Annotated in this window: 7 protein-coding genes; all 7 read right to left on the bottom strand. The window is 55.7% G+C overall.

Translation table 11 applies throughout. From position 1 onward, the window contains the following. Positions 1–132: 132 nt before the first annotated feature. The 7 genes from pepN to GA0061077_RS00235 all read right to left on the bottom strand — a co-directional run bounded on the left by pepN (position 133) and on the right by GA0061077_RS00235 (position 13,576). The gene (gene pepN / locus GA0061077_RS00265; protein ID WP_091846961.1) at positions 133–2,745 is read right to left on the bottom strand and encodes an aminopeptidase N; all 2,613 of its coding nucleotides are present in this window, start codon (positions 2,743–2,745) and stop codon (positions 133–135) included. A 209-nt stretch (positions 2,746–2,954) separates the two neighbouring features. Further along, entirely contained in the window at positions 2,955–4,961 is a 2,007-nt protein-coding gene (locus GA0061077_RS00260) for a ribonuclease J (RefSeq protein WP_091846960.1), read from the bottom strand. Positions 4,962–5,111: 150 nt separating this feature from the next. After that, positions 5,112–6,023, bottom strand: coding sequence for a 4-hydroxy-tetrahydrodipicolinate synthase (gene dapA / locus GA0061077_RS00255; protein WP_091846959.1), 912 nt, complete (start codon positions 6,021–6,023; stop codon positions 5,112–5,114). Positions 6,024–6,239: 216 nt separating this feature from the next. After that, positions 6,240–6,992: a 4-hydroxy-tetrahydrodipicolinate reductase gene (gene dapB, locus GA0061077_RS00250; protein WP_091846958.1), complete on the bottom strand. Its 753-nt coding sequence runs from the start codon at positions 6,990–6,992 to the stop codon at positions 6,240–6,242. A gap of 101 nt (positions 6,993–7,093) precedes the next feature. Further along, positions 7,094–8,455, bottom strand: coding sequence for an MFS transporter (locus GA0061077_RS00245; RefSeq protein ID WP_234696434.1), 1,362 nt, complete (start codon positions 8,453–8,455; stop codon positions 7,094–7,096). A gap of 131 nt (positions 8,456–8,586) precedes the next feature. Next, the gene (locus GA0061077_RS00240; RefSeq protein ID WP_159426885.1) at positions 8,587–9,261 is read right to left on the bottom strand and encodes a GNAT family N-acetyltransferase; all 675 of its coding nucleotides are present in this window, start codon (positions 9,259–9,261) and stop codon (positions 8,587–8,589) included. 70 nt (positions 9,262–9,331) lie between these two features. Continuing rightward, the gene (locus GA0061077_RS00235) at positions 9,332–13,576 is read right to left on the bottom strand and encodes an ATP-dependent DNA helicase (protein WP_091846956.1); all 4,245 of its coding nucleotides are present in this window, start codon (positions 13,574–13,576) and stop codon (positions 9,332–9,334) included. Position 13,577: the final 1 nt, after the last annotated feature.

The raw sequence follows: 13,577 nt of genomic DNA, 5'->3' as shown, positions 1-13,577 counted from the left end.
TTTGCCCTCAGTTAGTCAAGACAGCTATCTGGCATCCATGGTTTCGAGGATGATTTTCAATACAAGCGCTGGTTGCAGCATGACGCAAGCGATGACTGCAACCAGCGAAACCATAAGAACGGACCTTATTCCTTATTCCAAATTTGCGTTATACGTACTGACTTTGAGAGCGCGTCGCGAGGAGTCGACATTACCGATGACGATATTGCGCAAAGCGCGCGCAGCATTCTTATGCGATTCCAGCCACTCGTCACCTGCACTCACCAGTTCGGCAGGATCGGCATAGATCGGATAGAGACATTCCAACAGCGTTTCGGCCATATGGAATGTACGGTTTTCCCAAATCCAGTCGACAGTATCGTAATATTTGGCGATATACGGTTCGGCAAGTTTGCCGGTCAGATTCGAAGAGAATCCAAGTGCCGCCGCCTCAAGCTGCGAATTCGTCAGAGCCAAGTCGCGAATTGAAGCTTCCCAAGCCCATGCCTTTGCCTCAGCGGTGGGCACAGCGGCACGAGCACCATAAGCAAACTCGCGGTTTTCGGTGGTGTCACGGAGTTTCAGCTCCGCTTCGATGGCATCATCGTCCATCTGAGCGACACCGGCAAGCGCCTTGATCAGCGACCATCGCATGTTGTTGTCGATCTCAAGCCCCTTGAGCTTCAGCAAACCGGATAGCAACCCGCGAACATTCGAAGCAAACGGGGCATCACCTTCGACTCCGTATCCAAGATAAGCGGTGATGAGCTGGAATTGTTCATCGCTGCCGACCTCGGCTTCGTTGGCCAGGTTCCACAACTCTTCAGCCACATGCTTGTCTACGCTCTCGCGGCGTACCGGGGCAACATAACGCGTAACCGTCTCTTTCAAGCAGTTCAACGCATAGCGGAATGTGGTGGATTCATGCTCGGTCGAAAGCATCTTGAGGCTCAAATCGATGAAGCGCTCAGCCGGGAATTCGGCATCTCGAGTCATATCCCAGAACGCCAGCCAGATCACGGCACGCGCCAATGCATCATCAAACTCGAACAGATGATCGGCAGCAAATTCAAGCGACTTGTCATCGAACCTCAGCTTGGCGTAGGTCAGGTCGTCATCGTTCAGGAGGATGAAGTCGGGACGTTTCTTGCCGGCGGCATCGCTAACCATGGTGGTTTCACCATCGACATCCAGCTCGATTCTGTCGGTACGAACGACCTGACCAGTCGCCGCATCGCGGTTATAAAAGCCAACTGCCATGCGGTGGGTGCGCAACACGGGATGATCGGCAGGTGCTGATTGTGTCAAAACCAGCGACTTAATGGTTCCGTCAGCATTCTCCTCGACACCAGCCGAGATCGTATTGATACCCGACCGCTCAAGCCACTGCTTGCTCCAGGTCTTCAGATCACGCCCGCTCGCCGCTTCAAGTTCGACAAGCAAATCGTTGAGCGTCGCGTTGTCATACTTGTGCTTGTTGAGATAGGCGTTAATGCCCTTAAAGAATTCGTCACGGCCAACATAGGCGACCAGCTGCCTGAGAACGGAACCGCCCTTGGCGTAGGTGATGCCATCGAAGTTCACTTCGGTATCATGCAAATCGTTAATCGGCGCAGTGATCGGATGGGTGGTCGGCAGCTGATCCTGATTCAGGGCCCAACTCTTCTCACCGGAGGTGAATGTAGCCCAGGAATCCTTCCATTCCGTGGCTTCGGCCGTCGCGAGCGTTGACATGAACTCGGCGAAAGATTCGTTGAGCCACAAGTCATTCCACCACTTCATCGTCACCAAGTCGCCGAACCACATGTGCGCAAGTTCGTGCAGTACGGTAACCACACGGCGTTCAGCCAGCGCGTCGGTCACCTTGGACCCAAACACATAGGAGTCACGAATAGTCACCATGCCGATATTTTCCATCGCGCCAGCGTTGTATTCGGGTACATAAATCTGGTCGTACTTGACATACGGATACGGTACGCCCCAGGTCTTGGCATAAAAAGCAAAGCCCTTCTTAGTGATGTCGAAGAGATAGTCAACATCCTTGGCAAAATCGTCTTTGAGCGACTGACGGCAGTACTGCGCCATCGTGACCGTACGGCCATCTTCGTTGGCATATTCGGTGTGCCATTCGGCGTACGGACCGGCGCAGATGGCAGTCAGATAGGAGCTCATCGTCGGCGTGGTCTCGAACACCCAACGTTTCGTGCTTTCAGCGGGATGGGTTTCAAGAGTTCCCTCAGCGGTCAGGGTCTCGAGTTCCTCGGTTGACTTGACCGGCATGTTGGAAGTAACAAGCCACGACTTAGGAGCGGTGACGGTGAAATCGAACACGGCCTTGATATCGGGCTGGTCGAATACTGCATAGACTCGACGAGCGTCCGGCACCTCGAACTGAGAGTATAAATAAACGTTACCGTCAGAGGGATCAACAGAGCGGTGCAGACCCTCGCCGGTGGTCGAATACTGGCAGGACGCAACTACCCTGAGCGTGTTGCGTTCCTTCAGTACCGGCAGTTCCACACGGTTGTCAGCATAATATTTCGCGGGGTCGAGCTTCTCGCCGTTAAGCTCGATGTCGCTCACCTCGTCGGCGATGAGATCAACGAAACTTGAAGCGCCAACACTCGCATCAAACGTGATTTCGCAAACCGAAGGAAAATTCTTCGGCCCTTGCGTCAAATCAAGATCAACATGATAGCTGACAGGCCCAGCGATGATGGACTTTCGATCTTCGGCTTCCACACGGGTGAGATTCGCTCCTGACATTATACTCCTTCGATTCTTCGTTTTTACCGCGAAACGACTTGCTTGGCACGGTCAGATGTTACTTCCATTATGCCAGTCACGTAAGTCACTTATTCCGCATAGCAGGTTCCCCGGCGGCTATAAGACCTACCAGGGAACCTTGCAATCAGTCATTCATCACTTTGCATCAGCGCCAAAGTGCCGCCGAAGCGCGATGTTCCAGCTTCACCTTAGCGACTGGACAGAGTACCGTCGATCACATCGTGGGCGATATCGGCCACGACGGGGACGATCATCGGCTTGCGATGAAGCTGGCGCGAAACCCAGCTACCGACGGTGCGACGCATGATCTGCTGCAGCTTGTATGTGTCGTGAGTGCCTTCCATCATCGCGTCCTCGAGTTGCTGAACGATCTGATGGCGAACCTTCTCGAACTCACGCTCGTCCTCAGGCATTGCGTTGAGGTAGATCTTCGGTCCGGAAATGACGTTCTTGGCGTCGGTATCAACCACAGCGAAGCAGGAAACGAAACCTTCGGTACCGAGAATCTTGCGCTTTTCAAGCTCTTCGTCGGTCAACTCGCCAACCGAATCGCCATCAACATAGACATAGGCGCAAGGCACGCTGCCGACAACAGCCGCCTGACCATGATAAAGATCGACCACATCACCGTCTTCCGCGAGAACGACGTTCTGGGGATCGACGCCGGTCTTGACCGCGACGAGACCATTGGAGACCAAGTGACGGTTCTCGCCGTGGATCGGCATAACGCACTTGGGTTTGAGAATGTTGTAGAAGTAGGTCAGCTCGCCCTCGTTGCAGTGACCGGAGACGTGAATCTTGGCGTTGTCGCGGTTGATCACGCGCGCACCCTTCTGCACGAGCTTGTTGATCAGACCGTAGACCTCATTCTCGTTGCCCGGAATGAGAGAGCTGGCCATCACAACGGTGTCGAACTCATTGATCGTGATGTCACGATGCGTGCCATCGGCGACGCGACCGAGCGCGGCCATCGGCTCACCCTGCGAACCGGTGCACATGTAGACCAGCTTGTTGTCCTGAATATCCTTGGCTTTCTTCAGATCGACAACGGTGCCTTCGGGTATGTGCAAGTAGCCGAGATCGGCGGCGATGGACATGTTGCGCACCATTGAACGGCCCACGAAAACAACCTTGCGGCCGACCTTGTGTGCGGCATCCACCACCTGCTGCACGCGATGGACGTGGCTGGAGAAGGAGGCGACGATGATCTTGCGCGTGGCCTCGCTGAAGGCGCGCTCAAGCTCCGGGCCGATAGTGCTTTCAGGACGTACGAAGCCAGGAACCTCGGCGTTGGTGGAATCGACCATCACCAGATCGACACCCTTTTCGCCAAGCTTGCCGAACTCTACCAGATCGGTGATGCGGTGGTCGATGGGCAGCTGGTCAAGCTTGAAGTCGCCGGTGTCGATGACGGTCCCGGCAGGTGTGTTGATGCATACAGCCAGCGCATCGGGAATGGAATGGGTGACCGAAACGAACTCAAGATTGAACGGACCTGCCTTGATCTTGTCACGACCGGAGACTTCAATGCAACGCGGATTCTGGTGACGCTCCTCGCACTTGGCCTTGACGAAGGCAAGAGTAAGCTTCGAACCGATGAGCGGAATATCCGGACGCAGATTCAGCAGATAAGGCACACCTCCGATGTGATCCTCATGACCATGAGTCAGCACAAGGGCTTCAACGTCGTCGAGCCTGTCCTTAATGTAGCTGAAATCAGGCAGAATGAGATCAACGCCAGGTTGCTCCTCATCGGGGAACAGCACGCCACAATCGATAATCAGCAAGTGACCGTTGTATTCGATCACATTCATGTTACGACCGATTTCACCCAAGCCGCCGAGTGGAACGATGCGCATGGAACCCTTGCGATACTTGGGCGGGGCAATCAACATTTCGTCCTGCTGATGAGCGGTGGCGGGAGTACGCGAGCCGCTTTGGTTCGAGCGACGGTCGGCGGAACGGTTGCCCCCACGACCTGAACGGGAAGAACCGGCGTTGCCGGAACGACGATTGTTCGAGTGCGATCCTCCGCGAGATTCCTCGCGTTTGGAGGCACGAGACTCTCCGCGCTTGGTGTTGGCGCGCTTCTCGTTCTTTTCCGCCGTCGCCTCGCTCCTGCGGGCTCGTGATCTGTTGGCGCTGCCACGGCGACGCGTGGCGGGCGCTGTTGCTTTTTCTTCTGTTTCTGTCATATTCGTTACTAAATTTCTATTTTCTTAGTGTTTGCGCCTATGCACAAACGAGGTATAAAAGCAGCCAAAACCTGCAGTCTTCTTCTGCCACAAGCTTTACCGCTGCAAATGAGCTATGTCATGCCCTGTCTCTTGCAGAACCCTTGAAACCTAAGCATCCAGAATACCGGCATCGATCATGCCCTGACGGGCGCGTTTGAACTCCGGTTCTTTTGGTCCGACATTCGGTAGACGCATCATGGTTTCGTCAAGCCATCCACGCTCATGCAGTACGGCCTTGGCGAGTACAGCCTGGAACCCGGTTCCGTTAACCGTATCAACCAACGGCGCCAAGCGATTCGCCAAACGCTGGGCCTGGTGGATATCGCCCTGGTCGAAAGCATCGGCGAGCCGATGCATCGGATACGAAGCGACATGGGCAATCACCGAAATAATGCCGACGGCACCGATAGAAAGGAACGGTAGGAAGAGCGCATCATCTCCGGAATACCAGGTAAGTCCGGTCTCCATACGCTTGCGCACCGCACCGGCGATATCCCCCGTTGCATCCTTGACCGCTTCGATATGTTCGAGATCAGCCAGCCTGCAATACGTTTCAAGTTCCAGATGAACACCGGTCCGCCCTGGGACATCGTAAACGATAATCGGCTTGTCCGCCGACTCGTTAACAGCCTGATAATGACGAAAAATGCCTTCTTGCGAAGGGCGTGAATAATAAGGCGAAACAACCAGCACCGCATCGGCACCAGCTTCCTGCGTCTGTTCAACCATACGCACGGTATGCGCAGTATCGTTGGAACCGGCACCGGAAATAACCGGCACATCCACGGTCTGTTTCACGACCTGAACGAGCTCGACTTTCTCATCCATGTGGGTCGCCGGTGATTCACCGGTCGTGCCGTTGACCAACAGACCATCAGCGCCGGAAGCAACCAACTTCCTGGCCAATGCTGCAGACGCCTCAAAATCAATAGAACCATCATGATGCATCGGCGTCACCATCGCAGGAATCACCCTGCCGAACGGCGCTGGATCGAGTAGATGCATAGAGGACTCACTCATAGATATAACGCTACTGCTCGGGCGGGACGCATAACCGCAAGACGAAATATCACCGAAATACCATATCTCTATATATGCAGCAGCGACCAGAACTGCGGGGACGGAACAGAGCAGACCTTCTGCACACTCGGCACGAAACACAACGGAATCACCTGTTTATGCCGCTGATGTGAAGGTCCGTCGCAACAACAAAAACAATTTAGGCTTTTGTTGGCATCACAGGTCAAGGAAGGTGTCGAGGCCCACAGTCAAACCGGGGTGTTCACCCGAGGCGACATTGCGCACGGCCAGCAGAACGCCGGGCATGAACGAAGCACGATCAAAGCTGTCGGCGCGGATGACCAGCTGCTCACCAGCATTGCCCAGCAACACCTCTTCATGGGCATTAAGCCCCTGTAGTCGCACGGCATGAACATGGACACCGTCAACGCTCTGGCCTCGAGAAGCCACTTCGCCCTGGGTGGCATCGGGCATCTGAGCGCAACCAGCCTCACGACGTGCAGCCGCAATGGCATGGGCGGTGTGGATTGCGGTGCCGGAAGGCGCATCAACCTTGTTGGGATGATGAAGTTCGATAACCTCGGCGGAGGTGAAATACTTAGCCGCTTCGGCAGCAAATTTATCGGCAAGTACAGCTGAAATGGCGAAATTCGGGGCAATGAAAACGGCTTGGCCTTGGTGCGGCGCATCAGCGAGCGCGGCCTTGACCCGATCAAGTTTCTCGTCGGTCCATCCGGTAGTACCGACCACAACGCTCACACCTTGCGCGATGAGTTTCAAAACGTTATCCAACGCCGCAGAAGGAACCGTGAACTCCACGGCCACATCCGTGTTGTCGGCAGTAACGGCGGCGATATCGTCATTCTCAGTGATTTTCTGGGCAATCTGCATGTCCTGTGCCGCCTCGACAGCCTGAACAACACTGGCACCCATACGACCCTGCGCTCCAACTACGGAAACTCGAATCATAGCAACCTCACTCTCACGGCTTTCCCAATAGCCCTTGTATATCTTTTACCATTCACCATAGCGCACGAAAGCCCAGAGTGGGCAGCCAAGTCACATTACGATTACTTGCGACGTCTCCCGGCAAGCAACGAACCCAAAATGGCCAATGGAATGGCGGCGAATGTGGTTGCTATGGGCAGCAACAGGCCCATGTGTGGATCGGAGACGTCGAGAACCCTACCTGCCAGGGATGAGCCGAGAGATGTACCGATTGTGCCTGCCGTCGTGACCCATGAAAGTCCCTCGGTCAGACTGCTCGGCGGCACGATGTCTTTGATGATGAGGTTGCCCGTGGCAAAGAGCGGGGAGCAGAACAAACCTGAAATCACTGAGCACAGACCGAGCAAAACAAGGTTGTCCATCGCCAGACGGCAGCATACATACCCAAATCCCATCAGAATCAGATAGATGACCATGTGCTGCCAGTTTGAGCCCTTGGGTTTTTTGGAACCGAAGATGAACGCACCAATGCAGGATCCGGCTGCAAACATCGCAAGCTGCAAACCAAGCCACTGCTCACGACCTATGTCTTGCATCATAGCGGTGACGGAAACGTCAAACTCGTTGAAGCTCATGTTGAAGACGACAAAAACCACCAGCAAAGGGATAACACCGGCATACAGCAACACACTTTTCGGCTTGGGTCCGTGGGTATGCAACTGGCGAAGACTCACACCATCCTCTTCAGGCCTGGACCCTTCGATACCGCCCAAATTGGCAGAAGCCGCCACCACATCCTGATCGGCAGAAGAAGCAGCGACGACCGGCAACATCTCCATCACCGGCGGCTGGGTGTCCTTGAGCGAGAAAAACACCGACCCGCCGAGGGCGCAGGCAATCGTCGGCACGAAAAGCTGAGAGACGGGACTTACCGAGGTGGCCAGGAATGCGGTAAGAATCGGTCCGAGCACGAAAACCATCTCGTCGATGCCGGCTTCCAAAGCGTATGCGGCATCGAGCAAATCGGCAGCCTCAGGCTTGCGCAGCGCATAGGCCCAACGGGTACGGACGAGGGCACCGAACGAGAACTGAGTGCAACCGGTAACGATTGTCAGAATGAACAGAACCGGAATCGAAACATGGGACCACACGGCGACGGCGAAAACGAGCATGGCGGCAACAGACAACATCAACGCGACCCAACCGACCTTGCGCTGTCCGAAACGGTCGAAAAGCCTTGCATAAAACGGGGTTACGAACGCGACAGCCAAGATGTAGACCGCACTCATCGTGCCGGCGACCGTCCAATTGCCGTACATGTGGTTCAATGCAAGAACAATCCCCAAACTCATCATGGAAATCGGAAGCCGTGCCACCGCCCCTGAAACACAGAACGCCTTGGCGCCGGGTATGGCAAAAAGCCTACCGAACGGCGAACGATGATCCTTCACCCGCATAGAACGATTTGTCCTGCGCACTACCATCAAATCCTTCCTGACACTCGTCGTCAACCAACGACAAATCAGCAAAGCAGGGAACTTGGCCTCGCGGTTCTACCCCTGCACACGGCGGACTATTCCGCCACTTTTCTCGCTTCTTGGCGCTGACAAACGGATCATCGCGCCGATCCAGAAGCCTTAACTTGACTCGGAATACCTGAGTATATGAACATCGAGGTAGTCGTCGGCTTGTCGTGACCATCATCGATGTGACGTCGCTCTTCACGTTCGATGATACGTTTCATGCCATGTCGGTCGTAAAAGCTCACATCGCAGTCAGAATCGGTGTGCAGATAGAACATCGGCACCTGCAAACCAACGAAATAGTCCATCGCGCGACGCCACAGATCACCTCCTACACCCTGTCCTCGGGACGCCTGTGAAACAAGGAAGAGTTCGATTTCGGCGGGAGCATTGTCGTTGATACCAGTCTGACGTTCCATCCGTCGTTCGATCTCAAAACCAAGTTCAACGTCGGCAAGCGCCCTGCGCCCAGCCTCGGTGGCATTGATCTTTTCGTCGACCTTCATCATTTGCTCCGCAATGTTGGAAAACATGAGAGGTTGCCCGGCTACACGAGAAAGAATGACACCCATAAATTCCCCGTTTTTGCGAGCGACCTCACCATGTGTGGCGGGCTCAACATAATGTAAAACGGAGTGGTAGGAGAGCAACATCGACAGCTCTTTGTCGTCGACGGCCGTGCAGTGACCCCAAGTTTGATCGAACTGACGAGTGATGTTCTCCACGTCTCGCCAGACCATCGGTGCATAAATCACTTCGCCTGTCATACCGCTTCTTGCTCCGTTCTGCATAAGTCCGCACCCTTCCGAATTAACCATTTATCTGCCATCCACACGCCTAGTCCTCATCGGACCAAGTAGGAATCCCGGCTTTTAACTCGTCCAGAATCTCGTCTTTGGATTTGGGTCGCGCATGAATTTCACGCTGGTTCTCCGCTGCAATACCCAAGTAATAGAGGGTAGCGTCCACACTGTCCAGCGGAATACCTTTCATAGCCGAAAGCATAAGTCGATACATGTCGAGTTGAACAAGTTTATGTTCAACATCCTCTTGCGCGGTCGGTTTTTTGCCCGTTTTCCAATCAACAACCGTGAAACGTTTTCTTGCATCGTTTTCATCAAGCCCGCCATAGAACACGGCATCGAGCTTGCCGTTGACGATGAGGCCGCCAAGCTCAGGAATTGCGACGACAATCTGCTCCTCGGCGCAATAGGGACGACGAGCGGCCCAACGCCCCTCAACCAACCGACGCTGCCAGAGCAAAATATTGCGCTCCACTGAACTTCGGGCATCCTTGGGACGTTGCTCGGCAGCAGCGAGATCGGCCAGCAGCGATGCCCGGGTTTCAGGTTCGACATCCGTCGCCACCGCCGAAATACCGTCATCGCCAACCACCCCAGACACCGGATCCTCGCCATAAGCGTCGACGAAACGTTGCGCCCACTCATGGAATCGAGTACCGGCTTGCGCGGCAGGAGAGGACACACGTGGAATCGGACGAACCAATCCGCGCCAGTATTCTCGGCTTTCGCGTTCGCTCATCATGCCTGCGTGCGCCTGCAATGATGTGACGTTCTGCCGTCTGCTGACAAGAAACCGCTCACCGCGACGGCGCACTTGGTCATCCAACGTATCGCCGCCGGCAACCTGGTTCTGCCCAGACGCGTTTTGCTGCGTACCTGACGGAGACGCGTCACGTGCAACCACACCGATCGACGGCATCAGGTCTTCATCAGCCAACAACATGCGAGTGCGCTGCGCCAACGATTCACCTTCGGGAAGCCGCGAAGTGACGGTTTCAACAAAGTTGTCAGCCCCACTTCCCGCGTCTTTCACGCTCGCATCGGAGACTTCGGCGTCAAAACGCTTTTGCATCTGACGCACCTGCTGCGCGGAACGTTCAAGACGACGTTCCATCTCATCACTCATCGCTGCCGGCCACGACAAGGATTCATCGTGTTGACCGTTCTCGGTAATCGGCTCATGCCAGGCCTGTTCAACAACAGCCTGCTCGTATTCCTGAGCCGCAGACCCGACGAAAATACCGTCCGGCTTTGCAACTCCAAGATCCGTCAACGTGGGCGTCATAGACATTTCACCCTGATTACCTTCGGAAACTGCGGCACCACCATCGGTCTGCGCGATTCCGCCATCAACCACCGCCACGTCGTCGCGATAAATCAAGGCATCACGCAGTTCATCCCAAAAATTGGATGGCTTCGAAGCGTTGTGGGAACCGGTATCGGCGGGAATGCGCGAAGCGTCGGCACGACGGCTGTAGGTCATCAGCACTTCTTCACGGGCACGGGTCAGCGCCACATAGGCAAGACGTCGTTCGTCGGCGTGCAGCCTGCGGCCGTATTCCTCCTGCTGCGAAAGGTAGCCCGCATCCGCATCATCAATCGGCGAAACCGAAGTTTCACTCGAGTTCTGCGAGCCCTCACTACCATCGCCCAAACCATCGACGGGACGCATCAGCCCTTCCGATTCGTTTGTAACCGTTTCAACGTCAGCAAGCTCGGCCAACACGGCAAGAGGGTCGCCACCCACAGGCATATCATGCGGGAAACGAGGCAGAATTTCGGCATCAGCACGCACCGGCACGGGCACCGCGGCCGCATCGTCGAGCCACGTTTTGGCAGTTTCCCGATACTGGGGAGCTTGCCACTGACCGTCTTGCAGTCCACCGACATGTTCCTCATCGGCTTCTATTTTCAGACCGTCACCCTGATTCGAAGGGAAACCGCCCTTCTTCATGCCGACAACGGCCACCGAATCCCATTCGAGACCCTTGGACTGGTGAACGGTCATCAGCACCACGTCGACTGGGTCGCCGCGGAAGGATGCGGTTTCGTCGGGAACACTGCTCAACGAATCCACCCAGGCGACAAAGCCGCGCAACGTGGGAATCGCCCCTTCTGTAATCTCACGCGTGTACGTGTCCACCAAATCCGTCAGAGCATGCATCGGCATACGCGCCAGCACGGGTTGCGGCGGCTTGTCTGGTTCCCGCACTGCCTGCGAGACCACGGTATCAACGTCAAGATCAAGGGCTTCGATCGCCGTTTCAACCACTTCAACAAGCGAATGATTGACCACCGGCCCGACCTGCCGCAGCACCCGAATTGCATGTGCAACGGCCTTCGCGCCAGAAGCGCTGAACAAGTCGTCAAGCTTTGACTGGTCCAACAGACTGTCGTCATTCATCAGAACATCGGCGAGGAATACCATGTTGGGCACCTGATCGCGATGATCGGCAAGCAGCCTCCCGCGCTCCTCCGGTTTGGCGTCTTGTGGCACCAGTCCGGCCTGCACCAAGGCACGGAAACGGTATTCATCGTTGCACCGGTCCGCATATCGGGCCAAAGCACTCAGGTCTTTTCTGCCCAAACCGAAGCGAGGCGTTGCTAGAAGACGCATCAGGGCGCCCGAATCGGCATGATCCGCTAGGACGTGGAGCAACGCGAGCACATCGCGTATCTCGGGACGTTCCAGCAGAGCTGAATAACCGACTGTCAGAGTGCTCAGTCCCGCAGCCTGCAACCCATCAGCGAATTGCGACATGTTCGTTTTGCTGCGGAACAGGACGGCAACATGCGGGCGTATATCCTTTTGACTGGAATCACTCGGGGTGTGGCGAGCGATGGAAGCCTTGGCGAACCTCGCCACCGCATCGATTTCCTGACCCAACGTATCAAAACCGAGTACACCGACCGTTCCCACCTTCGCACCATCGACGGTTGAAAGCGCAGGGACCTCCACTTCACGCATGAGCGAACTTGAGCGACTGCGATCGGCCACGCGTAACGGCTGGGTGAGGTCGTTGGCCGCTTCAAGCACAACCTGCGAGTTGCGTCGGGTAACGCTGAGTGAATACGGTTTGACCGATTCGTCCATATCGAAATCGCGCTCGAACATACGGAAAGCGCCCGGACTTGCCCCTCGCCAAGCGTAGATGGACTGGAAGGGATCACCCACGGCGTTGACCGCAGAAACCGTCGCCTGCTCCAAAGACGAACCGGAAGTCAAGTCGGAATCCGAGCAATCGGGGTGGAACAGCGCCGCAATCAGAGCGGCCTGCGTAGTGGAGGTGTCCTGATATTCGTCAAGCAATACGTGCGTATACCGACGACGAAGCCGTTCACCGATCGAAGGGAAACGGGCGATCAGGGCGTAAGCGGCAACGGTGAAATCGTTGAATTCCGCCATATTGAGCTGCTGTTTGCGTTCATGGTATCGTTCCACCAACGTCAACAGGATGTCACGCTTGCGGGCCACATCACGCAAGCCCGCAGTGCGGTACACGGCCAGTTGATGGTATGAGGCACGATATGCGGCCAAGCGTTCGGCATATTGTTCGTCGTTGTCCTTCCTCCTGCGCTTGGGCACGGCACCTATTTTCGGCTCATCTTCTGTGGCTTCCTCGTCACCGATGGCGACATCCATCTGCGCAATGAACGCCTGATCCCATTGGCGGATACGCTCGATGGCTTCAGGCACGCTCGCGCACCCTTCACCTATCATCGAACCGCTGATTGCGTTGGAGAGGGCCAGCATCTTGTCAACGACATCCGAAAAACTGCCGAATTCCTGACCTTTGAGCATGTCCATGTTCTCATCGATCACCGTGACGGCGAGCTGGTGGGCCCCGGCATCGCTCAGGGGCTGGGTATTCGGATCGAAGCCCACAAGCAGGCCATACTGGCGCACAATGGACTGGAAAAATGCGTCGTAAGTAGAAACCTGCGGCTTGAGGAACACGTTGGCGCGCTTGATTCCTGCGGCGACCGCCTCGGCTTCGGCGGTTCTTGCGTTCTCGACCACGGCGGCCGACACCCGCCCCAGCAGCTCGGAAGCCGCCTTGCGAGTGAAGGTCAGGCCGAGAATCTTCTCGGGCGCAACACCGTTTTCAATCAGGTTGATAATGCGGCGAGTCATGGTGTAGGTCTTGCCCGATCCCGCGCCGGCGACCACGAGCACGTTGGCGTTCTGACGTGCGTTGATGACCTTCGCCTGCTCGGGACTATCGGTCACGCTTTTCTTCGAGATGCCCCCGCGAGCCGTTTTGTCGTCCTCCTGCATT

The organism is Bifidobacterium commune, from assembly GCF_900094885.1.
GTDB lineage: Bacteria > Actinomycetota > Actinomycetes > Actinomycetales > Bifidobacteriaceae > Bifidobacterium > Bifidobacterium commune.
The sequence above is the reverse complement of the archived record's forward strand: the minus strand, read 5'-3'. Positions and strand labels throughout refer to the sequence as shown.